Here is a 26,552-nt window from a genome sequence, read left to right as displayed (position 1 = left end):
TACCGTTGGGTCTCATGAACGACAAGCCCATGCTCATCCTCATCGCAGGCCCTTACCGCTCAGGCACCGACGGCGACCCGCAGGCCATGGCCGCCAACCTTGAGCGCCTCGAAGCCGCCGCCTGGCCCATTTTTGCCGCCGGCCACCTCCCCGTCATCGGAGAGTGGATCGCCCTGCCCGTCTTGCACTCGGTCGGCGCGGGCCCCACCGACGCCCTCGCTGACCAGGTGCTCTACCCCACTGCCGAACGCCTGCTGGCACGCTGCGACGCCGTCCTGCGCCTGCCCGGCGACTCTGCCGGAGCCGACCAGGATGTCGCCATCGCACGCCGCCGGGGCCTGCCCGTCTACTTCGAGGTCGACCAGATCCCAACCCTCAACCAGCAGGAAGACGAGTGACCCTCAACCGTGCGGCTGCGACCGTCCCCCGCTGAAGCCAACCGCTGCACCAACTCTTAGAGAGAACGGTCGGGGTCCCCTCCCTGGCGGGAGGGGACCCCGTTCCGACATAGATCGGTGATGCGGGCGGGAGAGCTGTCCAGCACGCACCATTGCCGGGAGGTTCGACCCGCCTCCGTCCGTCACCTGACGATGAGCGTCCGAAAGAACAGTTCGGTGCTGTCGCCGCGGACGCCCACCGCGCCAGGGTCGGCAAGGCGGTCTGGGGCGGTGTCCTCGGCCGCGAGTGCCAGCCGGCCCGCTACCCGCAGGCGGAGGCTGACCGAACCGAATGCCGTGCTTTTCGCCCGCGCTGCGACGTGGTGCCATGCCCCGCATTCGAAGAGTGGGGACGGCCTGTGCGAGCGTGGTGCAGACACCTCGTCGCCAGCTGGTGTCGGCGCCTTGCGTTTGATGGTCACCATGCCGTCGCGGCGGCCGAAGCTGAAGGCGTACAGCTCCTGAGGGCTCGGGCAGCGAAGCCACAGGTGGCCTCCGTCCCAGTCGGTGGCGGGCGTCCGCGCGGTGCTGCCGGTGGCTGCAGCGTGAACAGACCGCTGGTCGTGACGTCGGCGAAGTCCGTGCGCGCCGTCACTACCCGCAGAACAGTTGAGCCAGTGCGTCGCTGCGACGCTGGGTCTGGGGAGAGACCGTCAGGGATTCCGCTCCATCCGCAAAGCCTTGGTGCGCGAACAAGAAGCCGCGGGGGACCGTCCAATCTTCGTGGACGCGGACATCCGGTCCCTCTGGGTGACGCTAGGCGTAGTCGTCGGTGACCAGGCCGTCGAGTGGAAAGACAGACGTAGTCGCGGGGCGCTGATACCGATACCGAGGACGGCGGCCCCCGCCTCACACAGGGCAAAGAGCGGTGAGACGGCCAACATAGCCGAGCCCGACAATGGCAACGGCCTGCCCTGCGAGACCGGAAGGCGAGCCCGCTTCTGCCCCGAGCCTCAGCTCGGGACCGTCCGCCTTGGCGAGCATGGCCGGGGCGTGCGGGAAGCGTGTGCCGACGACGATTCCGCCGGGCTCACCTGGATGCGAGGGGACGGGCGCGGATTCCATATGCGTTTCCCGGGGTGTGAGTGCCGCGAGACCACCGAGCGCCGTCTGCTTCCAGCGTGAAGAGATCGTGCACGGCCTCGGCGGCGGCGGACGGCTCCGGGGAGCGACGCACAGCCCTCGATGGCCCAGCGCACCAGGCAAAACTCCCCTGCGTGGCCGGGTGTCCTCGTGTTTCCCAAGAACTCCGTCACGCCCTGGAACCCCTCCCGCCCTTTCGCCCGAGATGCGGGCCCCTTCTCTCTGTGAAAAATGAAATGGGGAGGCAACGAAAGGCGCAACCGACTGCGGTGCCCTGGTGCAGCGCCCGGTTGCGCCACGGAGAACTCCCTCTGCCTCGCCGTATCGCGGCTGGGCTGCCCCCACGTACCAGGAAGAGGTGTGCCATGCCTGTTTGCACTACGCGCGACGGTGTCGAGATCTTCTACAAGGACTGGGGCCGGGGCCGTCCCGTCGTGTTCATCCACGGCTGGCCGCTCAACGGCGACGCCTGGCAGGATCAGCTCAAGGCAGTGGCAGACGCCGGGTTCCGTGGCATCGCGCACGACCGGCGCGGTCACGGACGCTCCACACCGGTGTACGACGGGTACGACTTCGACACGTTCGCGGACGACCTGCACGACCTGATCACCCAGCTGGACCTGCGCGATGTGACCCTGGTCGCCCACTCGATGGGCGGTGGGGAGCTGGCCCGCTACATCGGCCGCCATGGCACCGACCGCATCAAGTCCGCGGTCCTGCTCTCCGCGGTGCCGCCGCTGATGCTCCAGGGACCGGACAACCCCGAGGGTGTGCCGCAGAGCGTCTTCGACGACATCAAGAAGGGCATCCTGACCGAGCGCTCGCAGTTCTGGAAGGACACCGCCGTCGGGTTCTTCAGCGCGAATCGGGACGGCAACAAGGTCACCCAGGGCAACAAGGACGCGTTCTGGTACATGGCCATGGCGCAGACCATCGAGGGCGGTGTCGACTGCGTCGATGCCTTCGCGTCCACGGACTTCCACGAGGACCTCAAGAAGTTCGACGTTCCCACGCTGATCGTGCACGGTGACGACGACCAGGTCGTTCCGATCGACGCCACCGGCCGCAAGTCCGCGAAGATCATCCCGAACGCCACCCTCAAGGTCTACGAAGGCGGCTCCCACGGCATCGCTCTGGTACCGGGCGACAAGGAGAAGTTCAACCAGGACCTCCTGGACTTCCTCAAGAGCTGACCAGGCCAGAAAGCCCCCGCCGAGTTCCGTCGGCGGGGGCCTCCCTGACTAACGGGCGCGGAAAAACGCGGCCAGTCGGATCCCCGTCCCCGGTGCGAGCGAGGCGTACAGCCGATTCGGCTCAGAGGACCGCCGGACTTCCGCCGGACCGTCCTTCCGCAGGCCGTGGGAGGGTGCCGTGCCCGGTCCTTGTCGATGTCTTTCGAGCCCGGAACATGAAAGCAGGCGCAGGATGAGTGACATTTCTCCGGGCTTCCACGGCCGTGCGCACCGGTTCGAGGGACGTCTCCCTCCGGGGCAGTACCCCACCGAGTCGTTCCCCGTCCTCTCGGCCGGGCCTACTCCTCACGTCCGAACCGAGGACTGGTCCTTCTCCGTCACGACCGAGGGAGGGGAGTCCCGGCGCTGGGACTGGGCCGAGATGATGGCGCTCCCCCAGCAGGACGTCACCGTCGACATCCACTGCGTCACCCGGTGGTCGAAGTTCGACACCGCCTGGCGCGGGGTCTCCCTGGACACATTCCTTGCCGGTGTGGAGACGGCTGCGGACTTCGCCGTCGCCCATGGCGAGGGCGGATACACCACCAATCTGCCGTTGGAGGACCTCCAGGACGGCAAAGCGTGGCTCGTCCACACCTATGACGGGTTCGCGCTCTCCCCCGAACACGGCGGCCCAGTAAGGCTCCTGGTCCCCCATCTGTACTTCTGGAAGTCCGCGAAGTGGGTGACCGGACTCAGCCTGACCCTTGAGAACGAGCCGGGTTTCTGGGAGTCGGTCGGCTATCACGACTACGGCGACCCCTGGCGCGAGCAGCGCGGCTGGAGCGACTGACGATGAGCGCGTGGTGGCGGGCCCGTCTCGTCGGGCGCCAGGAGCAGTCCGGCACGGGCCGCACTCTGCGGTTCGACGTGCCGCGGTGGCCTGGACATCTAGCCGGACAACACGTCGACGTGCGGCTGAGCGCGGACGACGGTTACCAGGCCGTCCGCAGTTACTCCCTCGCCGCTCCCGAGCACGGCAGCGGTATCGAGCTGGGCGTGCAGGTCGTCCCCGACGGCGAGGTCTCCCCCTATCTCGCGCGGGACTTGCCGGTGGGCGCCGAGGTCGAGGTGAGGGGCCCGCTCGGCGGTTGGTTCGTGTGGCGGCCCGAGCAGGACGAGCCGGTCCTGCTGGTGGCGGGTGGCTGCGGCATCGTCCCGCTGATGGCCATGATCCGGGACCACCGCCAGGCTGGATCGACCACGCCGATGCGGCTGGTCTACTCGGTGCGCGACCCCGACCAGGTCTGGTACCGCGATGAGCTGACAGGCGCCGGTCCGGCGGCAACCCGGATCATCTACACCCGACGAGCGCCGCCCGGCTCGTCCCGGCCTCCCGGCCGGCTCACCGCCGGTGATCTGATGCCGCTCGGGACAAGCGAGGACAGCCCGGCGCTGTGCTTCGTCTGCGGGCCCACCGGTTTCGTCGAACACGCCACCGGTCTCCTGACCCGTGCGGGCTGCGACCCGGGCCGTATCCGCACCGAACGATTCGGCTGACCCGACTCCGCCGCTGCCGCGCGGCCTCCACCCACCGGGAGAACACGTGACCGCCCCCTCACCTCGCGACGGCAACGCTCTTGCCGGCCCCCTGTCCGAGATCTTCGCCGCGGACCCGACCAACGCCTGGCGCCGCTGCCCGGACTGCGGACTCACAGGGCCGCTCGCCCAACTGCGCGTCTACGGGCCGGACCCCGGACTCACCGGGCGCTGCCCCGGCTGCGACGCACTGGCCCTGCGCGTGATCGAACACCCCGCACACCTCTGGCTCCAACTGGGCGGAGGTCAGGGAGCCTTCCGCTTCCCGCGCCTTTGAAGAAACCAGTCGCAGAACCTGCGGCGCCCGCCGACGAATCGTTCGACCGGGCCGGGAACCTCCTCGGCCCCGCCGCCGTCCCCGCAACCTTGGGCGGCGAATCGTGCCTGTGCGGCCACAGCACCGACCAGCGCGCGAACACGGTCCCAGCTGAATTTTCTCCCCTGTCTCCTCGCCCGAAAGGCCCACCCGTGCACGAAGAACGCGTACCGGCGGACATGAAGTCGCTACCGAACAACACGGACCCGGCAGCCGAAGGTTGCCCCGTCCAGCAGGCTGCCGCCGATCCGATGAAGGGTGACGGGATCCGTCAGTGGTGGCCCAACCGCCTCAATCTCGAGGTCCTGCGACGGCACGAACGCTCCAGCGACCCCTACGGCGAGGGATTCGACTACGTCGAAGCGTTCGAAGCCCTCGATCTGAACGCGGTCAAACAGGACATCGCACGGACACTGACGACATCCCAGGACTGGTGGCCCGCCGACTACGGCCACTACGGTCCGTTCATCATCAGGATGGCGTGGCACCTGTCGGGCACCTACCGGGCCACCGACGGGCGCGGCGGGAACGGGGCGGGTCTGCAGCGCTTCGCTCCCGTCGGAAGCTGGCCGGACAACGTCAACCTGGACAAGGCCCGCCGACTGCTGTGGCCAGTCAAGCAGAAGTACGGACGGGCGCTGTCCTGGGCCGACCTGATGGTGCTCTCCGGCAACGTCGCACTGGAATCCATGGGCTTGGACACCGTCGGATTCGGCGGCGGCCGGGAGGAGGTCTGGGGCCCGGACGAAGCCGTCTACTGGGGCCCGGAGACGAACTGGCTCACCGACGAGCGCCATGAGGACGACGGCGAACTGTTCACCCCGCTGGCTGCCGACACCATGGGCTTGATCTACGTCAACCCCGAGGGCCCCAGGGGAAACCCGGACCCGATGGCGTCCGCCACCGACATCCGCGAGACGTTCGCCCGCATGGCGATGAACGACGAAGAGACCGTCGCCCTCTGCGCCGGAGGTCACACCTTCGGCAAGACCCACGGCGCCGCCGGAGCCGACAGCCTCGGCCCCGAACCCGAAGCCGCACCGCTCGAACAGCAGGGGCTGGGCTGGAAGAGCACCTTCAAAACGGGCAAGGGCAACGACACCACCACGAGCGGTCTGGAGGTGATCTGGACCGACACCCCCACCCGCTGGGACAACCGCTACTTCGAGATCCTGCTCGGCTACGAATGGGAACTCACCACCAGCCCCGGCGGCGCCCACCAATGGCAGCCCAAGCACGGCGCCGGCGAAGGCACCGTGCCCGACCCCCACGACCCCACGGCACGACGCACACCGGCCATGCTCACCACCGACGTCGCCATGCGCGTGGACCCCGACTACGCCCGGATCTGCCGCCGGTTCCTCGACCACCCGGACGAGTTCGCCGACGCCTTCACCCGCGCCTGGTTCAAACTCACCCACCGCGACATGGGCCCCGTCGCCCGCTACCTGGGGCGCGAAGTTCCCTCGGAGCATCTGCTGTGGCAGGACCCGCTGCCCGAGCCCGTCGACGCACCGCTCGACGAGACCTCCATCGCCGAGCTGAAGTCCACCATCCTGGCTTCAGGTCTGCCGGTCGCCGACCTCGTGTGGCTCGCCTGGGCGTCCGCTTCCACCTTCCGGCGCAGCGACAAGCGCGGCGGTGCCAACGGTGCGCGGATCCGTCTGGAACCCCAAATCAGCTGGAGCGTCAACGAGCCGTACCGGCTGAACTCCCTGCTGGCACAGCTGGAGCGAATCCGCGAGACATTCGTCTCCTCCCGCCCCGACGGTCACGGCATCTCCATGGCCGACCTCATCGTCCTCGCCGGCACAGCGGCCGTCGAGAAGGCCGCCGACGACGCCGGCCACGGGCTCCAGGTCGTCTTCACCCCGGGTCGGGTCGACGCCACTCAGGAACAAACCGAGGTGGACGGCCTCGCCCATCTGGAACCCGTCGCCGACGGCTTCCGCAACCACCTGGGCAAGGACGACACCCTTCCGGCCGAATACCGACTCGTCGACCGGGCCGATCTGCTCGGGCTCACCCCCAAGGAGATGACCGTTCTGGTGGGCGGCCTGCGCGTCCTCGGCGCCACCTACCAGAAGACGACCATGGGCGTCCTCACCGACACCCCTGGCACCCTGACCAACGACTACTTCATCAATCTGCTCGACCAACGCCTGATCTGGACACCCACCCCCCACGACCCAGAGACCTTCGTAGGCCGGGACGCCACCACCGGGGAACAACTCTGGACCGGCAGCCGCGCCGACCTGGTCTTCGGCTCCAACGCCGAACTGCGCGCCCTCGCGGAAATCTACGCCAGCGCCGACGCCAGCCAGCAGTTCGCCCACGACTTCGCCGCAGCCTGGACCAAAGTAATGGACCTGGACCGCTTCGACCTCCGACACCACAGTTCGCAGAAGCCCTGAGTCCCCGTCCCGGACGGACCGCCGAAGCGACCCGCTCTTCCATACGCATTGCAAAGGCGCGAGCCCGGCACGGCCACGGGCTCGCGCCCACCACCATTGCCCGACAGCACGAGAAGCGCACGAAACCCGTCGAAGGGTTCGCGACGGCCGCCTCGGGCGAGGACACCGACCACATACCAGGCACACACACGTAGGCGCACCGACGGCACGCTTCGGGACCGCGGACAGTCGGTTGTGTCACCCCGCCAAGCCGTGGGTGAGGGCACGCGGTCGGCCGAAGGCAATCACGCACGAGCAGAGGTGGCCACATCGAGGCTGGTGCCCCAAGTGGCTAACCCGCTGTTCGTGAACCGGTCTCTGCGTTGCGGGGCCAAGTCCAGCCGGTCTCGGCGATCCAGGCCTTCTGGTAGTCCTGGGCCACGAAGGCGGAAGGAACGAGCGGAGCGTCCACTCCGAAGGCCTCTGTCAGGGTGGGCAGGTGGGGTGCCAGGGCATGTGCCAGCGCGGTGTGGTGGGCGGTGAGTGAGGCCGCTCCCGCAGTGTCGAGGCTGCCGTGGGCTACGTACCAGGCGGCGTCGGTCAGAACCTGGTCGCAGGCGTACAGCTGGGACAGCGCGTCGATCAGGGCGGACTCAGGGGCCGGAAGCCCTTCCTGCAGGCGTCGCAGAGCTCCGGCAGCCCAGGCGGTGGCGACGGCTTCGGCGGCGTTCATCGCCTGGTACCCGCTTGCCGGGTCGGCTTGGGCGACCAATGCGCGAGCCCGGGCATCGAGCAGAAGAAGAGCTGGTGGAGAGTCCTGCGGGAGGTCGGACAGCGGCACGGTACGTGCCCCCGCGAGCGCTCGGCCGACCGCGACCCTGAGTACCTGGTTGTCGCCTTCGGCAGTGATCACCGCCTGCGTGATGCCGATGTAGTCGGTGATCATATTGGCTCGGAACATGCCCTGCGCGCCCATCCGTTCACGGCACTCCTGCAGCGTCGACAGTGCGGTGCCGGAGAGCAGAGGCTTTGCCAGCAGAGCCAGCACCGAGGCTCCTCGGAGCCGGTGTCCGTCCTCTGCGGCCTTGACCAGAGCGGCACGAGCCGTGTCAGCCAGGGCGGTGGCGGCATACAGCCGGGCAGTCGCGACGGTCAGCGGAACAGAGACGTTGTCCCTCGCGAGCATGGGAGTCCCGCCCGCGGTACGGCGCTCCGCGGCGTAGCGGACAGTCAGCCACATTCCGGCGCGGGCGGCAGCGACCGTGCCCGCCGAGAGGGCGACGCGTCCGGTCTGCAATTGCTCGATGGTGCGGTGAAACCTTTCCCGCAGCTCGGACACCTCGCTGCTCAAGTGACCGTCGGCGTCGAAGGTGGCAATGCCGCCGTTGAGCCAGCCGGATTCGGGGACCACCGCTCCGTCGAATCGGATCATCGCGTTGTCCATGGGACAGAAGCCCTTGTCCGGCATCCGCCACACCGACACGCCGGGTGCGGTTGATCCGTCAGAGTTCCGCAGCGCCAGCAGAAAGGGAAAGACACCCTCGTCCTTTCCGTCTGCGATGAGCCGGGCTGCCACCACCGTCGTCCTGGGTATCCCCTCGTCTGCGACGTTCGGCATGAACTTCACCGCGGCCGGCTCGGGGGTGTGCAGGGTGAACGCGCGTCGGGAGGCGTTCCAACGTGCCTCGGTGCGCATCTCCAGGACGTTGCTGCCGAAGCCCAGTTCCGTGAGCAGGAATACGCCGACGCGACGCGCGTCCTCCAGTTCCGCCAAGGCGGCGAGCTGGTCCGGCCCTCCGTCCCCGAGCCGGCGGACTGCTCCGATAGTCAGAGTGAAGTGACCGCTGAGGATCGGGAACAGATCCGGTGCCGCGACGGCGGACCAGTCGAACAGAGAGAAGAGCAGAGGGAGGTCGTCGGCGATCTCCGACGAGTTCCCAAGGTGGGACACCACCTCGCGGAGCTGTTCACAGGCGGCGCGGGCACGGTCTTCGAAGCTGACGCCGGAGCGCACAGACCGCACCACCGCGGCCACTGCGGTCCGGGCCCGCATGGCCTGGGGCAGCGCTCCGCCGAAGATGTGGTCCCGCAGTGTTCGTGCCAGCGTCGAGTTCGCATCTCCGGGCACGTGGCTTGGCAGGGCGGGTACGTGAGAGTCGATCAGGTGCTGGTTCATGAGCGTTCGTCTCTGGAAGGCCGACCGGGGGCCGGAATTTTCAGCACCGGGGCAGAAGTGGGCGCATAGGCCGAATATGGCTGCCGCCGTGCTCTCCGCTCCAGAGGAGCACAGGGACTCCCGTGATCGCCATATTCAGATAAAAGATCACTCGACATGCCATATGATCCTTTAGGCGGCATGTGGTGAGGTGCATTGCCCTTCACCAGTTATTTCCTGTGTTTCCTCCGCTTGGATGCGCGGAGATTTCCGTAGACGCGATCCGGGGGAATGCGTACGGCTGTTACGCCTACGACGACAGGCGAGGACCCCAGGCAACAGATCCAGCATCCGGGTGGAGGGGGTAGAGCAAGTCCGGACGGCCGGGCCTTCGCGCCGTTGCGGATGAGGTCCGGCGGCCAGAGTGCCGGATGGTCCCGAGATCGCCCGATCCGGCACCGTCACCGCCGGAGAGGCATGGATCCGCACCTCGTGTGCTTCCTGTTCCTGGCCTGGTCGCTGTGTTCCGAGGTGTTCCTGCCGCTCGACCTGGCCGCTCGGACGCCTATGCCGAACAAGCCGTAGCGACCGGGCAGAACGTCACCCCGACGCTATGGTGCGGCCCGTTGACAGCAGGCCGCCGACCGGCGGGACCACTTGGGGAAGTGGGAACATCATCGAAAGAACGCGCGGATCTGTCTGATTCGATTCCGCCGCCGGACACCTGGTACGAGCTGCGGATGCACCTCTCGATGCGGTGCGCGATCTACCCGTGGCCCTGACATAGCGCATGCCCGCCGCTCTTGCCCAGACGACATCAGCGGTCGGCGGAGACGCGACCGTGGCCACGCCAAGATCGGCAGAGTCGGTGAATGTGCTATGGCCACCCTCACAGGCTGGTTGCTTACGCAGAACCTCCGCTGCAGCACCGTCGGGTGGCCGACGTCGTTCGAGCCAGCCTCGCACTCACCCCCTGATCAAAATGGAATTGACTCAATGCCAGAGCCGCGGCGGTCCGATGCTCCGATCGCGCCGCCGTCATATGGGCTAATCACCTAAAATCCCTCTTTCGCCTGCTTGCATGAGGTCTCTTCTGGATCTTCACAAAGGGGAACTTATGCGTATGCCTGGGAAGGGCCTTGCCGCGCCGAGCAGCCGTGTTGGAAGGCGCCGGTCCGTCGGCGTCGCGCTGGCAGGTGGGGTCGTCCTCGCCGCGGTGCTGGGGGCTGCTGCCCCAGCAACGGTCCCGCCACCGGTGCCCGGCAGTTCCGTCGTCACGGTGAAGACGGGCGGTGACCGGGTCGCGGACTCGGTCGTCGGCCCGTTGGCCGGTGTGAGGCTGGCCCTGTACGCCTCGGACAATGCCGTCACACCGATCGCCGCGGCGTGGGCCCGGTGCACGTCCGACGCGGACGGCGACTGCAGCTTCGTCGTACCTGATACGGATGACGGCGGTGCCAACGAGGGCGCCCGCTACTACGTCGGTCAACCCGAGGACGGTGTCCCCGCCGGCTGGTACACCAACACTTCTCTCAGGACCGGGGCGGGCAGCGGGTCCGGCTCGGTCCAGTCGCCGTACCGGTTCCTGACGCCGGCCCTCGAAGAGGGGCAGACCTACTCCTCCACCAGCGACTTCATGTTCAGCACCGACTATGCCTCCAGCCCGTACGTCGCCTCCGGCGGCATCTGGCAGCAGTCCCGGACCAACCCGGAACTCCCCGAGCAATGCGGTCTGGACGTCGCCCTCGTTCTGGATCTCTCCGCATCCGTGGGAAGCGCGCTGCCCGATCTGAAGGCGGCGGCAGACGGGTTCACCGACGCGCTGGCCCAGACCCCTTCCCGGATGGCGCTCTTCTCCTTCGACCGCGGCTCACCGAGCACCGGCACGGCGAACTACCCCGAGCTGATGCCGGTTTCCACGCAGTCCGGCGCCGACGCCTTCAAGGACCTCTACGCCGACTGGGCCCTGGGCTCGGGTACCAACTGGGACCAGGGGCTGTACGCGGTGGCCAAGGCCGAACCACGCTACGACGCGGTCGTCGTCCTCACCGACGGCAACCCCACCTACTGGAACAACCCCCGCCAGGGCGACGGTTCGCACACCCACTTCGCCGACGTCGAGGGCGGGATCTTCTCCGCCAACGCGGTCAAGGCCAAGGGCTCCCGCGTCGTCGCCGTGGGCGTCGGCCGAGGCGTTGAGGGAGTGTCCGGACTGAACCTCCGGGCCATCTCGGGCCCGGAAGCCTTCGACGGGACCAACCCGCTCACCGCCGACTACTACCAGACGGCCGACTTCGCCGGCGCCGGCGAGGCCCTGACCGAACTCGCGCTCAGCAACTGCGCCGGAACACTCTCGGTCGTCAAGCAGATCGTTCCCGAGGACACCACCGGTGAAGACATCACCGGAGCCACCCCCGCGGGCGAGGGCTGGGAGTTCACGGCGACCACCACGACTCCCGGCATCGGCGGTCTGCCCGACACCCAGGAGACCACCGCCGACCGCACCGGCGCCGTCTCCTTCGATCCCACCTACCCGGCCGGTACCGACTCCGCGGACATCGCCGTGACCGAGGCTCAACGGCCGGGCTACGACCTGGTCACCCAGGGCGGACTCAACGCCGTCTGCACCGATCTCGACACCGGCGAACCGGTCCAGGTCACCAACACCGGAACGGCCGCCAACCCGGGCTTCGGCGTAGACGTCCCCCGGCTCTCGGCGGTCAGCTGCACCATGTACAACCGGCCCCAGCAGGACGAGGAAGCCGAGATCACCGTCGAGAAGCAATGGCTCATCGACGGTAGGACGTACACCCAGGACGGCCGCCCGAACGGCTACGACGCGGATCTCACCCTGACCGGCCCCGGCACCGGCGGTCCCACCTTCCAGGAGTGGGGCGAGGAGCGCGACGGCTACACCCTCGGCGACACCGCGACGATCGCCGAGACCGTCACCGTCCCCGACACCTGCACAGTGGACAGCAGTCGGATCGTCTCGGCCAACGGCAGCACGGCCGACGAAACCCTGCCGTACCAGGCCCAGCTCACCGAGAACGAGAACACGTTCACCGTACGCAACACCGTGAGCTGCGAAGGCGAGGACGAGTCCAGGCTGACCCTGGTGAAACGCGTCGTCAACCAGCACGGCGGGACCGCGGAACCCGGCGACTGGACCCTGACCGCCAACGGCCCCGAAAACCTCTCGGGCACCAGCGGCAGCGAGGCCGTCACCAACGTGGCGGTTGCCCCCGGCCGCTACACCCTCGGCGAGACCGACGGTCCCGAGGGCTACCGGTCGGCAGGCTGGGAATGCGAGGACTCCGAAGGCGAGAACGTAGCGGTCACCGACGACCAGGTCGCCCTCGCCGCGGGCGACACGGTCACCTGCACCCTCACCAATAGGGAACGCGGCACCGGTCCGTCGCCTTCCCCCCACCCCACGGATGAATACGGCTACGGCCCTGGTGACGACAGATACGGATACGGCAACAGCGAGCACTGACAAGGGCCGATCCGGCAACAGCGGCCATCGACGGCGGCGGCTGCGGGTCCGGCGCACGGACAGCAGCAGCTCACTCGCACCGACTACGCACGATTCGAAGGATGGGAGCCCAGGCAAGGAGATGCTTGTGTAGTCGCCGCCCCCGGATGTAAGCCGGGGGCGGTCCGCCACCTCGCTGTCGACGGAGAGGTGACAGGGGCCTCGATCGCACTCCGGAGCAGAGCCGGCCAGGCTGTCCCCCGTCGAGGGACCCAAGGTTGCGGCGGTTGCGGCCCCAATCCGCCGGAACGGGGATCGTCGCCTTGATACCGCATCTGCACAGGTAGGAGAGATTCTTGTGGGAGTCGTAGGCCTTGTCGGCTCGGACCCGGTTCGGGCGCCTGGGTGTCCTGCCGAGCACCAGCCGGGGAACTCGGATCGTTTCCAGGACCGGCTCGAAATGCGGAGAGTCGCCGAACCCCCCGTTCGTCCAGGGATGACGCTGGAGTCAGTGAGGTGACCACACGCACCGTGCCCGTGGCGGCGACGACATCGGGAATCCCGGCGGCTGCTCCGACGAGCCAGATGTTCCACCCGCCACATCGGCATGCGTAGACCCGGCATCGGCGCCGAGCCAGGTCGCTCGTGCCAATGCCGGGTCTACGTCCCGACCGCCTTCGTGAGGACGCTCAAGGGGGCCGAGTGGTTCAGGAGGTGATCTCCAGGACCACTGTGCCGTACGTACTGGCGACGGTGCCCAGCCCGAGAGTGCACAGAGTGATGTCTGCTGAGGGCTGGACGATGGTCATCAGGACGGTGTCACCTGCGAACAGCCCGGAGGAGACAGTGCCGGTGTAGGTATTCACGATGGTCGCGCCGACCAGCGAGACGGTCCGGTTCAACGACAGAGTGCTGGTGGCACTGGTGTTCCAGGTGACGGTGATGGTCGCGGTGCCTGCGGTGAGGAGGCTCAGGCAGCTGCGCGACGCGGGCGGGGCGCTGATGGTCGCGGTGCCTGAGGTCACGGCCGGGGTCGACGCGGAGACGCAGGGGCCCAGCTGGAGGTTCGACGTCACCCCGACGGTCTGCGGAGCAAGAGTCAGAGGGGGTGTGAAGACCGTCGTGTTGCTGCTGGGCGGAGTGCAGGTGGCGTCTAAGGTACCTGCCGCACGGGCGCTTGCCGGCCCTGCAGCTGCCAGCAAGCTGACGAGGAGGAAGAGCAGTGCCGTCACCCCTGTGAGCACGGCACGAGGCCCGCCTCTGCTGGAAGAACCGAGGTGTTGCGCCATAATAGGTCCTTTCGATAGGCCCTGAGGGGCATATTCGTGGGAGGATAGCTGGTACACAGCTTGGCCTGAATCCGGTGGTAGCCCTTCGGACAGGAAAGATGGCCTCTGTGCGCTTCTCACTTTCTGGCGGGGGTGCGGTGCTGTCAATCGGGTGCGCAAGAGCATGAGAAGCGCACGTTTCACACGGGAACGCTGCGTCACGCCCCTCCGTGCGCCCCGGCGACAGCGACTGAGGATTAACCCGTTATGTCGCCATGCGGATGTGACGGTCAGTCCAGGCTCGGCGAGGTAACCGTCGATGAGGTTGGTGCGGTACTGGATGTGCCGTAGACCGCTCCGGACTGTGCGAATGAGATGTTCTGGCGTGGAGAAGGCGACGTTGGTGAGCCAGCCGCGACGCAGGAGGGACCAGATGCTTTTGACGGGGTTGAGGTCGCGGGCGTAGGGCGGCAGGTGGAGGATGGTCAGCCAGTCACGGGAATCGGCGAGCTCCCTAACGACCTCGTGCGTGGTTAGCGGTGACGATGGCCTCGCTGTCTCGTCAGGCCGTTCGTGGTGGGGACACAGGCACGTGGGCTGATCATGTCGAAACGTCGGGTCACGGGCCTCTCCGCGACTGTGATTGCCGATCTGGTCGCGGAGTTGGGTCCGGTCTGGCAGGCCCGCAGGGATGCTGAACTGCTGGACCGACCGCGTCGGCGAGCGGTCGGGGCGGGTGCGAAGTACAAACTGGTCTTCATCGACCGGCTGCTTGCCACACTCGTGCATCTCAGGCACGGCGTCACCCACGACGTGCTGGCCTGCTGGTTCCAGGTGGACCGGTCGACCATCACCCGTGCGGTCGGCGAGATCCGGCCCCTGCTCGCCAACCGGGGCTGCCGTATCGAGGGCGGTCTGCGACTTCGCACGCTGGCCGATATCATCGCCTATCCCAACCTTGGCTATCCGGCACCTCCCTCACGTCCCTCACGCAGCCCTCTGCCAGGTCGCTCTAGTGGGAGCTCCGCATCTCACCGAGTTGTCCCGCCTGTGCCACCGACCGGGCTGGCATCTCCGGATAGACGTGCTGAGCTGATATCTGCGTTCACCCCGGGTGCCTTACCCCTTCCGCACGCGCAGAAGTAAGCCGACCGGGCTTGAGGACCGGTATCGGTTGTCCTCTCCGTGCGAGCGCAGGTGAGTCTCTTCGAGCAGGCGCGCGGCCCGGGCAACCTCGTCCCCCTGAGCAGCGGAACAAAATAGCGCGGGATCGCCGGTTAGCCAAACCGGCGATAGCGGGCACCATTAAGCATCCACCGCCACGTCCTGCCCGCACGTCGAAAGGTACTTGCCGACGATCACTCGCTACGCGCAAACGCGGACACATGAATCTCCTGCAAAACCGCCACCCCATAGTGTGAACATAGCGATCTTCGCAAGCCTCCGGAAGGACCCATTGCATAGTCAGATAACCGATTCCACAGGAAGCCCGCACAGTCTCTCTCGAATTCGCGCTACCTGGAGCGGAAGATGTCTCGAAGGCGCTTGGCTTCTCAAGGTCGAAGGGATACGCGCTGGTTCGCTGCGGCGGATTCCCGTGTCGCGTCATTAGGGTTGGCCGTTCCACTCGGGTCATCACGGCTTCGCTGCTACGCGTACTGGAGAGCGGCGAACCTGAATACAATAATCCTCCCGAAAAGGATTCGATAGACCGTCGCCCGCTCCAAGTGGGAGATCACCGAGAAAGGAAGCTCTCTGTAGCAGAGTGAGCAGCCGACCATTCAACGCTTCCAGCTCCAGCATCACTGGAGGCGGCGCCCCGCGGCCTGCCGCAGCGGGAGCAACTACGCGTCCTCCCTGAGGTCGACGCCGCCGCCTCCAGCACCGCGCCCTACGTCTCTCCAGGAAGCCCCACCGGGTCTCGCCCGGTGGGGCTTCTGCGCGGCTCGGCTCTCACACAGCTCTCACGGACCGGGCGGACGCCCTCGGACCACAAGGCCCTGACCTGGAACTACGCGACTCCACTGCACCAACTGGACCCCGCTGGACGGCCTTTACAACATGTGCCAGGTGGTCCCCAGGGAGGGTCCGATCACCAGGACCGGGGCGTCCTCCGGACCGTCGAAGCGGTATTGCAGGGTGTTCGTTGGTGTCTCGCTCACCCGCCCGACCCTCTCATCTCTCGCTATCTCTCACTGAACCGGGTCGGCCCTACCGGCTGCGCGACCGTTACGTACGAGGGCCTGCCCACGGGCCACGGGCAGCCCACACAACTCGGGCTGGTTCCGCGGAACCTCATCTCCGACGCGATGAAGTTCCGCAAGCCCGAAACCGCGCCCGTCCTCCACATCGGCGCGCGACAGGTACCCGATCCGCACCACGGCGACAGCGAGGAGCCACGGCGCACGTCCTGTCCCCCGGGCATCCGGCGAGGCGCCCGGCGCGGTCCAGATGGTGGGTCTTCCAGCCGAACAGGGTGACGGGGGCGAGTCGGGCAGTCGCTCGTCCGTGTAAGGGGCCGTCGCTTCGCCGGTCAGGCCGCGTTGGAGTGAGGGGACGAGGGCGGGTTCAGCCGAAGGTCCCGCTCGCGATCCGACCGGACGTGCGGGTGCGCGGCGCGGGCTGCGGCTTCAGGAGCCAGGGCCGGGTGGGGCCCCATGTCGGTGCGCCGCGCCCGGATCTCGTACTGCGGCCGCGGGGCATTAGGGACGAACGTGGCTGCAGCACACGGCAGTTCGGTGGCGCCTTGTGGGTGCCCGGTACCGGTCAGGCAAAGGAACTTCTCTCTCCCGAATGCCGAGAGGTGCCCCGGGCACCCGCACAGCTGGTGATCGTCGCGGCGCGATGGGCGCGGTGACGCCGTGATCGTGGCGATGGGCGGGGCGAAGAACTGTGGGCGAGACACGCGAAGGACATCAGTCGGTGAGATCCGAGGCGGGCGTGGGCGGTCCGGGGGTGCCGGAGGTAGTGGACAGTCCCGCACGGCGAGCGCAGCCGACGGGCGCGGTGGCGCGCTGGTTGCTGCGGCATCAGGTGCAGCCAGTGGGGCCGGCGGCCGGTGACGATCATGCCGAGTCGCAGGCCTGGTGGAAGGTCATGTGCCTGACGGGTGTCGACTACTTCTCCAGCCTCGCCTACGTCCCCGCGATCGCGGCACTCGCCGCTGGGGCGGTCTCGCCCCTGGCCACCCTGCTGATCGTCGCGCTGACGCTGCTGGGGATGCTCCCGATGTACCGACGGGTCGCCAAGGAGAGCCCGAACGGCGCCGGTTCGGTCGCCATGCTGGAGGACCTGCTGCCGTTCTGGTGGGGCAAACTCTTCGTCCTCGTCCTGCTCGGGTTCGTCGCCACGTCCTGGATCATCACGATCACCCTGTCCACGGCGGACGCCTCGGTGCATGTTGTGGAGAACCCGTTCTTCCCCGCCGCTCTCCACGGCCACGAGGTCATCCTGACGGTGGTGCTGCTCCTGGTCCTGGGAGCCGTGTTCCTGATCGGGTTCAACGAGGCGGTCAGCGTCGCCATCCCCCTGGTCGCCGTCTTCCTGGCGCTCAACGCCGTCGTGATCGCCTTCGGGCTGGCCGACGTCTTCACGACCCCCGGGGCTCTCTCCGCCTGGACCAGCGCGCTCGCCGACGGCGGAGGCGGCCTCGGTGACCTCGCCCGCCCGGCTCTGCTCGCCTTCCCCTTGCTCGTCCTCGGCCTGTCCGGGTTCGAGACCGGGGTGAGCATGATGCCGCTGATAGCCGCCGAGGGAACCGGCACACAGCAGCGGCTGCGCGACCGAATCCGCAACGCCCGCCTGCTCATGACCACGGCCGCCGTGGTCATGAGCGTCTACCTGCTGGCTTCCAGCTTCGTCACCACCGTCCTCATCCCGCACAAGGAGTTCGAGCCCGGGGGCGCTGCCAACGGCCGTGCCCTGGCCTACCTGGCCCACGAACACGTCGGAGAGGTCTTCGGCACCGTCTACGACATCAGCACCATCCTCATCCTCTGGTTCGCCGGCGCCTCCGCCATGGCAGGACTGATCAACATCGTCCCCCGCTACCTCCCCGACTACGGCATGGCCCCCGAATGGGGGCGCGCGGTACGCCCCGTCGTCCTGGTCTACACCGCCCTGTGCATCGTCATCACGATCGCCTTCGGCGCCGACGTCGACGCCCAGGCCGGCGCCTACGCCACCGGGATCCTCGCCATGATGGTCTCCGGGGCCTTCGCCGTCACCGTCTCCGTCGCCCGCCACCGCCGACGTACCCCCGCGGTCGGTTTCGCGCTGCTCACCGCGGTCCTGCTCTACGCGCTGATCGCCAACGTCGTCGACAAGCCGAACGGCATCGCCATCTCCGGCTTCTTCATCGCCGGCATCATCGCCGTATCGCTGGTCTCCCGCGTCTCCCGGACCACCGAACTCCGCGCCGACCGCATCGTCTTCGACGACACCGCCCGCCGGTTCATCGCCGACACCCTTGCCCACGACCAGTCCATCAACATCATCGCCAACCGCCGTCAGACCGGCGACGCGGCCGAGTACGCGGCCAAGGAACGCGAGCAGCGCGTCACCAACCCCGTACCCGGCCCGGCCGATGTGATCTTCCTGGAGATCGACGTGGTCGACCCCTCCGACTTCAGTGAGACCCTCACCGTCCACGGCACCGAAGTCGACGGCTACCGCGTCCTGCGCGCCGAGGCCCCGGCCGCCCCCAACGCCATCGCCGCGATCCTCCTCGCCCTGCGCGACGCCACAGGCGTCCGCCCGCACTGCTACTTCGCCTGGGCCGAGGGCAGCCCGCTGCGCCACATGTTCCGCTACTTCCTCCTGGGCCGCGGTGACACCGCCCCCGTCACCCGCGAGATCATCCGCAGCAACGAACCCGAACCGGACCTGCGCCCCGGCATCCACGTCGGAGGATGAACTCCGTGCTTCGGAGGGGGAGGACAGCCGGAGTCAGGGACGACCGCTTGGGAGGGGGTGGCCCGATGGCCTGCCATCACCCGGCCTTCCGCAGCACACGGTGTATCGAGCCTGCCTCCCCGCGGTCGGCGAAGGCGGCCTGGATCACTCGTCGCGGATGCCGAAGACCGGGAGGCCCGGCCTCTCACGACGCTGATCCCCACGGACGGGCGGCGCACCTTCCGGCAGGACAGCGCAGCAAGACGTCTGCCCCTCACCCACCCGCTCCGATCAGCGGAACCCTACGAGGCGGCACGGCGCAGCGCGGAGCGGCACGGTGGCTCACGGCCTCCCTCGGCCGACCGCCAACCGTCAGGCTCTCCTCGTCCTGGCTCATCTGCGATGCGGTGACACCCACGCCCGGCTCGCCGCCGGACTCGGTATCGGCGTCGCAACCCTGTACCGCCGCATACGCGAGGCCGCCGACGCGCCGGCCGCCCTCGCACCTACCCTGGCCCAGGCGATGAACATCGCCCGGACCAAGGCGTTCGTGCTCCTGGACGGCACCCTGCCGCCTACCTGCAGATCACGCTGGGGCTCACGTAGTTCCTCTGCGCGTGGGCCGCGTACCGGCAAGTAGGTCGTGGTCGGCCTGTCCTCCTCGCCGTGGGCACCGCGTCGCGGGCGAGGCACCCGCTCTGACCGGCGGGGTGTCCCGGGTCCCGTCTTCCCGGACCCGGGACACCCCGTGCCTGTGCGTACCGCGGTGCGCTCACGGCTTCGAGGGCCACCGTCAGACGGTCGCCGCCAGCGGCCGGTCGTGGAAGCCGTCGAGTCCGGCGGGGTGCTGCCTCAGACCGGCCGGGGTCAGCCAGTCGAAGGCGTCGTGAACCGCGGGTCCCAGGCCCAGCCCTTCGGTGATCTGCTCCCGCAGGCGGTTGGAGGTGAAGGCGCCGATCACGTTCATCTGTGCGTCCCTGTAATGGCGTTCGACCTCGTGGCCGCTGGTCACTCCGAAGGCCCCGTGGATCTGCACCGCGCGTCCCGCCACCTGGACGGCCATCTCGGTGGAGTACACCTTCAGCATGCCGATCAGCTGCCGGGCGGACCTGCCTGCCGCGCGTTCTTCGGCGGCGCGGCGGGCGAGTATCCAGCCGGCGTCGATCTGCGCGCGGGACTCGGCCAGTTGGGCCTGTACGCCCTCCATGTGCGCCAGGGAGCGGCCGAACGAGACCCGTTCGTGGGCGTGACGGACCGAGGCGGACAGTGCGGACTCGGCGGTGGCGAGGGCGGCGACCGACACGAGGAGCCATCCCCAGGTCATCCCCTCGGCGAGTTCGTCGAACGGGACGGGCACGACGTCCTCCTGGGCGACCGGCACGTCGGAGAGGACGAGGCCGCCCCAGGGCATGCCCCGCAGCCCCATGTGCGCCGTCTCGTAGCGGTGGACGCCCGGCTGATGCAGATCGACGAAGGCCAGGCACCACTCCGGGCCGGTGTCGCCGCTCTGCCTTTCCCTGCGGGACAGCGCCACGGCCACATCGGCGGTGGGCGCGTTCGTGATACGGGACTTCTCCCCCCGGATGACGAAGCCGCCCGCGGACCCCCCGTCGGGGCGCACGGTGGTGCGGTACGTGCCGGCGTCGCTGCCCGCCGCCGGCTCCACGATGGCGAAGCAGGCCGTCTTCACGCCCGACAGCAGGGACCGGAGCAGCTTCTCGTGGTGGCGGAGGTCGCCGTAGGTGGAGATGAGTTTGGCGCAGAGCAGTGCGGACACGGTCGCCGACCAGTAGGTGCCGGAGCAGGCGCGAGCGAGTGCCTGCATCGCGTCGATCTGGGCGGCTCCGCCGGCGCCGGTCCCGCCGTGCTCCGGCGGGTGGAAGAGGCGCAGGTATCCGCTGTCGACGATCTCTCTCCAGTTCTCGGGGGGTATGTGGCCCGTGGCGTCGGTCTCCGGGGCGCGGGCGGTGATGCCGGGAAAGCTCAGCGCGGTGCGGTAGGGGTTGTGTTCGGTGTTCATCGCGATGACTCCTCGTTCCTAGCCGATTCCGAGCAGGTGGGCGGCGATGACGGGGTGGAGGACCGCGGGCCCGCCGCCCGCCTCCGAGAAGAACAGGGCGTCCCGGAAGGCGCGTTCGGCCAGGCGGTCGCCGGTGGGGGTGAGCGGACCGGTGAGGCGGGCGGCCGCCTCGGTGACCGCGCGGGCGGAGGAGGCGACGAACAGCCGTGCCGCCGCGGCCTGCGGGAGGGTCGGCCGGCCGCCGGCGTCGAACAGGCCGGCGGTGCGGCGGAGCAGTCCTTCGGCCAGTTCACTGCGGGTGGCCAGGTCGGCCAGCGCGAATCTCGTGCTCTGGGAGTGGACCAGGGGGCGGCCGAAGAGGGACCGGTCGCGGGACGCGCCGATGGCGTCCCGTGCCAGCGCGCGCATGACGCCGAGCCACGGGGCGCTGGTGAAGACCCAGTCGAGGACGGCCAGCAGGGGTTCCACTTCGGCGGACGCCTCGCCGACGGTGCCCAGGACGGCGTCGCCGGGGACGGGGCAGTCGTCCAGGACCAGCCGGCCCCAGGAGCAGGTGCGCATGGCCGCGGGGCCGCCGTCGTGGAGCAGCAGCCCCGGTGTCGTGCGGTCCACGACGAACGCGGTCCTGCCGCCGTTCTCGTGGGCGGCGACGACGAGGAAGTGGTGGGCGTGCGGTGCGCCCGCGACGAGGTCGAGTTCGCCGGTGAGGACCCAGCCGTCCTGGCCGGGGGTGCCGCGTCGCGCGGTGACCGCGGGGGCCACCGAGGCGCCTTGCGTCTGGTGGAGGGAGAGTGCGCCGAACCACTCCCCCGAGGCCATCCGGGGCAGGTACCGCTCGCGTTGCTCCGGGGTGCCGAAGGCCCGCAGCGGCACCGTCACCAGGACCGCGTGGACGGTGACCGCGAGGGCGAGTCCGGGGTCCCGGGAGCCTTCGGCGAGACCTTCGAGGAGTTCGCAGGTGTCGGCGGCGGACAGTCCGCGGCCGCCCAGATCCCGTGGGACCAGGGGTCCCATGAGGCCGCCGCCGTGGCGTGCGTCGGCGAGGCGGGTGAAGAGGGCCGCGTCCCAGCGGCGTTCGTCGTCGCGGGCCGCCGTGGTCGGCCACGCGACGCGGCCGGCGAGTTCGCGGCTCTCGTCGAGCAGTGAGGTCCCGGCTGTGCCGTCGTCGGCACGAAGGGCGGCCGGGGATTGCAAGAGCGCCATCAGATCTCCCCTGTTCTTCGCTTGGCCGCGCGACTGACTTTTACGATTTCCTGTTTCATCGCCCGTCGTCGCGCCGCCGAGAAATAGCGGGAACAACATGTCAAGTGCATTCGCTTCGCACACTCTAGCGAGGAATTCCCGTCGGACGGCGGGCGCCCTTTCATAACGCGTCCGAAAATTGTCCTACGTCAGTGGGTGTGACGTGACATGACGGTTCCTGACCTCGTTCTGACATCCAGGCCGTTGTCTGTCGCCCCATGTGCGAGCAGGATGTAGCTCAGCACTCCGCACCCGACCCCACTGCTCCGAAGGGCATGCGGGGATCTCGCAGGCCCCCATTTCCGGATCAGTGCGGAGCCGGTCGGGAAATCAATTCGGAAAACGCCGAGAGAGGAATGCCATGCCTTTCGATACCGGAGAGGAAAGCCTGCCGGGGCTTCCCCGCATATCCGACGCGACCCTACGGGACTCAGCGCACATGGCGGGGGTCGAATTCGGCCCCAAGGATGCCGCGGCCATCGCGGAACGGCTGGTGAGGACCGGTGTCGAGCTGGTCGAGGTGGGCATGGTGTCCGGCCCGGACTCCAAGGACGCCGATCTCGTCCTCGCCACCCATGAGGCCATCGGCCCGGAGCGCAGCATGACGCTCGTCGTCGTACGGGACCGGCGGCAGGTTGCCCGGGCCCTGGACGAGGCGGAGCGGCTCGGTGTGCGCCACATCATGTACTCCATCCCCACCTCCGAACAGCACGCGCAGTTGAAACTGGACTCGCCGAGCCTCAAGTTCCTCCAGGTGCTGGCCGGTTCGGCGATCTCCCAGGCCAAGGAGCGTGGCTTCCACGTGACTTTCAGCGGCGAGGACGGCGCCCGCACCCCCAAGGAGCGGCTCGTCCCGTACGTGACCTCGGGGTTCGAGGCCGGCGCCGACCGGTTCCGCCTGGCGGAGACCGTCGCCTGTCTGTCGCCTTGGCGGATGCAGTCCGTGATCGGCGATCTGACCGCCATCGACGGTTCCGAGATCGAGATCCACTCGCACAACATGCTGGGCATGGCGGTGGCCAACTCCCTCGCCGCCGTCCGGGCCGGTGCCCAGTGGGTTTCCGCGACCGTCGGGGGGATCGGCGAGCGTGGCGGCAACGCTCCGCTGGCCGAACTCCTCACCTCTTTGCGGGTGATGCACGGTGACACCCGCTTCGACCTGACGCACCTGACGGAGCTCTCGCGGCTGGCGCTGAAGGGTGCCGGTCTGGGCGACGCCTTCCAGTCGGGCCCGACCGCCCCGCACGCCTTCGCGTACGAACTCCCCGGCCAGCTCAGCTTCCCCGAGGCGTACGAGACGTTGCCCGCGGAACTCGTCGGCAACCGGCGCGAGTTGCGGGTCCGCACCCGGCTGACGACGGCTCTGGTCGCGTGGGCGCTCGAAGGGTCCGGCGTCCGGACCGATGTGGGCGCCTTCACCGCGTGGCTGAGCGAGCGCCAGGCCGGCGCCGGCGGCCCGCTGCTGGACCGGGACGCCGTCCGCAAGGCAGCCGTCGACTTCCAGGCCGTCGACTTCCAGGCCGTCGTCTGACAGCCATCCCGCGGGCCTCCGGGCCCCGGCCCCCCTTTTTTCCGCTCCCTCCTTCGAAACCGGAGTCGTCCATGAGCACCGCAACCCTGACCGGCACCTGCCCCGAGTGCGAGACCGACCTGACTGTTCCACCGCTCGTGCAGGGCGAGACGCTGTCCTGCCCCGAGTGCATGCTGACCCTGCGGGTCGAGGACATCGAGGACGGCGTCCTGACCCTGCAGATGGTGGAGGTCAAGCTCCGCGACTGGGGCCAGTGAGATGGCCGGCAGCATCGCCGTCGTCGCGGACCGGATCGGCTGGGAGGAACGCCGGCTGATCGAGGCGGCCCCGGAGTCCGGTCTGCGGATCGACTGGGTCAACGACGAGTCCCTCTGCCTGGGCGCGGCGCACGCCGTCTCCTCCCTGGAGGGGTACGACGCGCTCCTGATCCGCAGCCGCAGTTACACCCGCGGCGGGCTGATCGCCACCATGGCCGAGGCGAACGGGCTCAGGGTCCTCAACTCGGCCGCCTCCATCCACGCCTGCGAGAACAAGCTCGTGCTGCGCGCCGTGCTGCGCGCGGCCGGGATACCCGTCCCCGACTTCCGTCTCGCCCTGTCCCGCAAGGACTATGAGCGGGCGTTGACGGAACTGGGCACGCCCGTGGTGCTCAAACCCGTGTACGGAGGGATGGGCAAACGCGTCACCCTGGTGCGCGACCCCGACCTCGCGCACTCCGTGTACGACTACGTCGAGGACCTCGGACACGCCTTCGAGCAGGCCTGCCTGGTCGAGCCGTACCTGGGGGGCGGGTCGATCCGCTGCCTGGTCGTCGGCCGGGAGATCGTGGCGGCCGCCGAGTTCGAGAGCGCGGGCGCCGACTGGCGCAGCAACGCGGCGCTGGGCAACCGGAGCCGGTCCCTGACCGACGACCCCGAGGTCCGCAAGACGGTCGAGGGGGTCGTGGACCGTCTGGGCGCCGGCATCTACGGGGTGGACCTCTTCAGGACCGCGACGGGCCCCGTCGTCAACGAGGTCAATCACGCCCCCGCATGGCGGGGCGTGGCGTCCACGACGAGCACGGACATCTCGTCGGCCGTGCTCGGATATCTGCGGGAGACAGTCGGATGATACGTGTGGGAATCGTCGGTGCCTCGGGGCTGGCCGGAGGCGAACTCATCCGGCTGGTCAGCCAGCACCCCGATCTCGAACTGACCTTCCTGGGCGGGAGTTCCAGCGCAGGCCGGCGCCCGGCGGAGCTCCACCCCGGGCTCCGCCTCGACCTCGGTCTCGTCGTCGAACCGGTGGAGGCGGACCGGGTGGCCGAACGGTGCGACGTGGTGTTCCTCGCCACGCCCGCGCCGGCGTCCGCCCGGCTCGCCGCGGAGCTCGCCGATCGTGTGGCGTGCGTGATCGACCTCAGCGGTGCCTTCCGCATCAGCGGCCGGGACCTGCACGAGCGCTGGTACCCGAAGGCCGAACGCTCCGAGGAGTTGGCGGCGCGCTTCGTGTACGGCGTGCCGGAGCTCGTCGGCGACGCGCTCGAGGGCGCCGCGCTGATCTCCGTACCCGGCTGCTACGCGACGGCCATCACGCTCGGGCTGGCGCCCCTCACCCTCGGGCTGGGTCTGCGCCTGAAGACCGTCGTCGTGGACGGGAAGAGCGGTTCCAGCGGTGGGGGTCTGCAGTTGCGGACCGCGGACCTGCACCCCCTGCGGAACGGTGCCATCGCTCCGTACGCCCCGACCGGTCATCGTCACGCCGCCGAGGTGGCCGAGTTCCTCGGCAGGCACGGGCCGGGCGGGATCGACTCGCTGAGCATGTCGGCCTACGGCGTCTCGCACGTGCGCGGGCTGCTCGTCAGCTGCTACGTGTTCACCGACGACGAGGTGGATCTGCGGGAGCTGCAGCGGGCGTACGCCCGGTTCTACCGGGGCCGTTCCTTCGTCCGGGTGCGCCGGAACGACGAGACGCTGATCCCCATGCCCGATCCCCAGGCGGCGCTGGGGTCCAACTACTGCGACGTGACCGTCCTGCACGATCCGGACGGTGGCCGCATCGTCGTCCTGGCGGCACTGGACAACCTGGTCAAGGGTGCGGCGGGCCAGGCCGTGCAGGCGCTCAACCTGCGGTACGGGCTGCCCGAGAGGACGGGGCTGACGATGCAGCCCCTGATGCCGGCATGAGCGCGGACACGACGTCGCCCGTCGTGGTCAAGCTCGGCGGGAGCTGCCTGGAGGACCTCGACGGTACGTGGTGGGACGATCTCGCCCGGCACGCCGAGCGCCGCCCGCTGGTCCTGGTGCACGGCTGGTCCAAGCCCCTCAAGAGGCTCCACCCGCGCTACTCGGAGTCCTCGGCGGTCCTTCGTGACCGGTACGGCAACCAGAGCCGGTGGACCACACCGGAGGTCATCGCGGACATCAGGACCGTCAGCGCTCAGCTCGCCGAGGACGTCTTCGGACGGCTGGAGCGCCGTGGCATCACGGCGGAGCGGTTGGTGGGCAGCGAAGGCCTGGTCAGCGCCGGGGAGGGCGAGCGCTGGTGGTGGCGGGAGAAGCAGCTCGTCGAGCTCGACAACCTGGTCGGGCCGATCACCGGGGTGGACCCGGCGCACCTGAAGAACCTGGTGCCCGGCCACGCCAGCCTGGTCACCCCGCTGGCGCGGAACGCGGCGGGCCAGGAGGTCAACACCGACGCCGACCGAGCCGCCGCAGCGGTGGCCGGGGCGATCGGTGCGGCCGACCTCGTCCTGGTCACCGATGTCACGCACCTGCTGATCGACGACCGGCCGGTGCACCGGATCACCGCCGCGGCTGCGGCCGAGTTCCGGGACAAGGGCGCTACGGGCGGTATGCGCAAGAAGCTCCGGGCCGCGGAGGAGGCGCTGGAGCGGGGGGCAGAGCGGGTCGTCATCGGCAGCGCGCCCCTCTCCGACCTCCTCGCGGCACGCACCGGCACCGTCATCACGCGAAACTAGAGGACC

At 68.8% G+C, this 26,552-nt stretch carries 18 protein-coding genes and 2 pseudogenes; 15 read left to right on the top strand and 5 right to left on the bottom strand.

The genetic code is table 11. The annotated features are described in order from the left end of the window. Positions 1-14: 14 nt before the first annotated feature. From ACWCSV_RS07325 to katG, 6 genes are all read left to right on the top strand, one after another. A complete protein-coding gene (locus tag ACWCSV_RS07325; RefSeq protein WP_451139387.1) occupies positions 15-398 on the top strand; it encodes a DUF4406 domain-containing protein in 384 nt (127 codons plus the stop codon). Positions 399-1,885: 1,487 nt separating this feature from the next. Next, a complete protein-coding gene (locus tag ACWCSV_RS07320) occupies positions 1,886-2,713 on the top strand; it encodes an alpha/beta fold hydrolase (protein ID WP_451139385.1) in 828 nt (275 codons plus the stop codon). 232 nt (positions 2,714-2,945) lie between these two features. After that, positions 2,946-3,545, top strand: coding sequence for a molybdopterin-dependent oxidoreductase (locus ACWCSV_RS07315; RefSeq protein ID WP_451139383.1), 600 nt, complete (start codon positions 2,946-2,948; stop codon positions 3,543-3,545). A gap of 2 nt (positions 3,546-3,547) precedes the next feature. Continuing rightward, entirely contained in the window at positions 3,548-4,252 is a 705-nt protein-coding gene (locus tag ACWCSV_RS07310) for a ferredoxin reductase (RefSeq protein ID WP_451139381.1), read from the top strand. A 46-nt stretch (positions 4,253-4,298) separates the two neighbouring features. Then, positions 4,299-4,568, top strand: a complete 270-nt coding sequence (locus ACWCSV_RS07305) for a DUF6510 family protein (protein WP_451139379.1) — start codon at positions 4,299-4,301, stop codon at positions 4,566-4,568. Positions 4,569-4,786: 218 nt separating this feature from the next. After that, positions 4,787-7,021 carry a catalase/peroxidase HPI gene (katG, locus tag ACWCSV_RS07300; RefSeq protein ID WP_451139377.1) on the top strand — a complete coding sequence of 745 codons (2,235 nt, stop codon included), beginning with the start codon at positions 4,787-4,789 and terminating at the stop codon, positions 7,019-7,021. Positions 7,022-7,352: 331 nt separating this feature from the next. On the opposite strand, the gene ACWCSV_RS07295 is transcribed toward katG, so the two are convergent. Next, on the bottom strand, positions 7,353-9,176 hold the full coding sequence (locus tag ACWCSV_RS07295; RefSeq protein WP_451139375.1) for an acyl-CoA dehydrogenase family protein: 1,824 nt from the start codon (positions 9,174-9,176) through the stop codon (positions 7,353-7,355). A 1,234-nt stretch (positions 9,177-10,410) separates the two neighbouring features. Here ACWCSV_RS07295 and ACWCSV_RS07290 point away from each other — a divergent pair. Next, entirely contained in the window at positions 10,411-12,654 is a 2,244-nt protein-coding gene (locus tag ACWCSV_RS07290) for a hypothetical protein (RefSeq protein ID WP_451139373.1), read from the top strand. Positions 12,655-13,340: 686 nt separating this feature from the next. Here the strand turns inward: ACWCSV_RS07290 and ACWCSV_RS07285 are convergent. Both ACWCSV_RS07285 and ACWCSV_RS07280 read right to left on the bottom strand, forming a co-directional pair. Then, complete coding sequence (locus ACWCSV_RS07285; protein WP_451139591.1) at positions 13,341-13,709, bottom strand: hypothetical protein; 369 nt, start codon at positions 13,707-13,709, stop codon at positions 13,341-13,343. Positions 13,710-14,183: 474 nt separating this feature from the next. After that, positions 14,184-14,420: pseudogene (locus tag ACWCSV_RS07280) on the bottom strand (transposase); the annotation flags it as partial. 84 nt (positions 14,421-14,504) lie between these two features. Here ACWCSV_RS07280 and ACWCSV_RS07275 point away from each other — a divergent pair. The 3 genes and pseudogenes from ACWCSV_RS07275 to ACWCSV_RS07265 all read left to right on the top strand — a co-directional run. Beyond that, positions 14,505-15,047, top strand: a complete 543-nt coding sequence (locus tag ACWCSV_RS07275; RefSeq protein ID WP_451139371.1) for a helix-turn-helix domain-containing protein — start codon at positions 14,505-14,507, stop codon at positions 15,045-15,047. Positions 15,048-16,823: 1,776 nt separating this feature from the next. Next, a complete protein-coding gene (locus ACWCSV_RS07270) occupies positions 16,824-18,815 on the top strand; it encodes an amino acid transporter (protein ID WP_451139369.1) in 1,992 nt (663 codons plus the stop codon). 334 nt (positions 18,816-19,149) lie between these two features. Next, positions 19,150-19,380: pseudogene (locus tag ACWCSV_RS07265) on the top strand (transposase family protein); the annotation flags it as partial. Positions 19,381-19,587: 207 nt separating this feature from the next. Here ACWCSV_RS07265 and ACWCSV_RS07260 read toward each other — a convergent pair. After that, complete coding sequence (locus ACWCSV_RS07260) at positions 19,588-20,814, bottom strand: acyl-CoA dehydrogenase family protein (protein ID WP_451139367.1); 1,227 nt, start codon at positions 20,812-20,814, stop codon at positions 19,588-19,590. 18 nt (positions 20,815-20,832) lie between these two features. Continuing rightward, positions 20,833-22,017, bottom strand: a complete 1,185-nt coding sequence (locus tag ACWCSV_RS07255; RefSeq protein ID WP_451139365.1) for an acyl-CoA dehydrogenase family protein — start codon at positions 22,015-22,017, stop codon at positions 20,833-20,835. 400 nt (positions 22,018-22,417) lie between these two features. On the opposite strand from ACWCSV_RS07255, the gene ACWCSV_RS07250 reads away from it, so the two are divergent. From ACWCSV_RS07250 to ACWCSV_RS07230, 5 genes are all read left to right on the top strand, one after another. Next, the gene (locus tag ACWCSV_RS07250; protein WP_451139363.1) at positions 22,418-23,587 is read left to right on the top strand and encodes an isopropylmalate synthase; all 1,170 of its coding nucleotides are present in this window, start codon (positions 22,418-22,420) and stop codon (positions 23,585-23,587) included. A 71-nt stretch (positions 23,588-23,658) separates the two neighbouring features. Further along, on the top strand, positions 23,659-23,844 hold the full coding sequence (locus tag ACWCSV_RS07245) for a lysine biosynthesis protein LysW (protein WP_386892421.1): 186 nt from the start codon (positions 23,659-23,661) through the stop codon (positions 23,842-23,844). Position 23,845: 1 nt separating this feature from the next. Next, positions 23,846-24,697, top strand: coding sequence for an ATP-grasp domain-containing protein (locus ACWCSV_RS07240; RefSeq protein ID WP_451139361.1), 852 nt, complete (start codon positions 23,846-23,848; stop codon positions 24,695-24,697). Next, a complete protein-coding gene (argC, locus tag ACWCSV_RS07235) occupies positions 24,694-25,752 on the top strand; it encodes an N-acetyl-gamma-glutamyl-phosphate reductase (RefSeq protein ID WP_451139359.1) in 1,059 nt (352 codons plus the stop codon). Before ACWCSV_RS07240 ends, argC begins: the two co-directional genes overlap by 4 nt. Continuing rightward, entirely contained in the window at positions 25,749-26,546 is a 798-nt protein-coding gene (locus ACWCSV_RS07230) for an amino acid kinase family protein (RefSeq protein ID WP_451139357.1), read from the top strand. Before argC ends, ACWCSV_RS07230 begins: the two co-directional genes overlap by 4 nt. The last annotated feature ends 6 nt before the right edge of the window (positions 26,547-26,552 follow it).

This window comes from Streptomyces sp. NPDC001770, assembly GCF_053596135.1.
The sequence above is the reverse complement of the archived record's forward strand: the minus strand, read 5'-3'. Positions and strand labels throughout refer to the sequence as shown.

Excerpts from the sequence above, each read along its gene's own strand:
- katG (WP_451139377.1), top strand. The coding sequence starts at position 4,787 with ATGAAGTCGCTACCGAACAACACGGACCCGGCAGCCGAAGGTTGCCCC.
- ACWCSV_RS07245 (WP_386892421.1), top strand. The coding sequence starts at position 23,659 with ATGAGCACCGCAACCCTGACCGGCACCTGCCCCGAGTGCGAGACCGAC.
- ACWCSV_RS07250 (WP_451139363.1), top strand. The coding sequence starts at position 22,418 with ATGCCTTTCGATACCGGAGAGGAAAGCCTGCCGGGGCTTCCCCGCATA.
- ACWCSV_RS07275 (WP_451139371.1), top strand. The coding sequence starts at position 14,505 with ATGTCGAAACGTCGGGTCACGGGCCTCTCCGCGACTGTGATTGCCGAT.
- ACWCSV_RS07230 (WP_451139357.1), top strand. The coding sequence starts at position 25,749 with ATGAGCGCGGACACGACGTCGCCCGTCGTGGTCAAGCTCGGCGGGAGC.
- ACWCSV_RS07320 (WP_451139385.1), top strand. The coding sequence starts at position 1,886 with ATGCCTGTTTGCACTACGCGCGACGGTGTCGAGATCTTCTACAAGGAC.
- ACWCSV_RS07325 (WP_451139387.1), top strand. The coding sequence starts at position 15 with ATGAACGACAAGCCCATGCTCATCCTCATCGCAGGCCCTTACCGCTCA.
- ACWCSV_RS07255 (WP_451139365.1), bottom strand. The coding sequence starts at position 22,017 with ATGGCGCTCTTGCAATCCCCGGCCGCCCTTCGTGCCGACGACGGCACA.
- ACWCSV_RS07315 (WP_451139383.1), top strand. The coding sequence starts at position 2,946 with ATGAGTGACATTTCTCCGGGCTTCCACGGCCGTGCGCACCGGTTCGAG.
- ACWCSV_RS07240 (WP_451139361.1), top strand. The coding sequence starts at position 23,846 with ATGGCCGGCAGCATCGCCGTCGTCGCGGACCGGATCGGCTGGGAGGAA.
- ACWCSV_RS07295 (WP_451139375.1), bottom strand. The coding sequence starts at position 9,176 with ATGAACCAGCACCTGATCGACTCTCACGTACCCGCCCTGCCAAGCCAC.
- argC (WP_451139359.1), top strand. The coding sequence starts at position 24,694 with ATGATACGTGTGGGAATCGTCGGTGCCTCGGGGCTGGCCGGAGGCGAA.
- ACWCSV_RS07310 (WP_451139381.1), top strand. The coding sequence starts at position 3,548 with ATGAGCGCGTGGTGGCGGGCCCGTCTCGTCGGGCGCCAGGAGCAGTCC.
- ACWCSV_RS07260 (WP_451139367.1), bottom strand. The coding sequence starts at position 20,814 with ATGAACACCGAACACAACCCCTACCGCACCGCGCTGAGCTTTCCCGGC.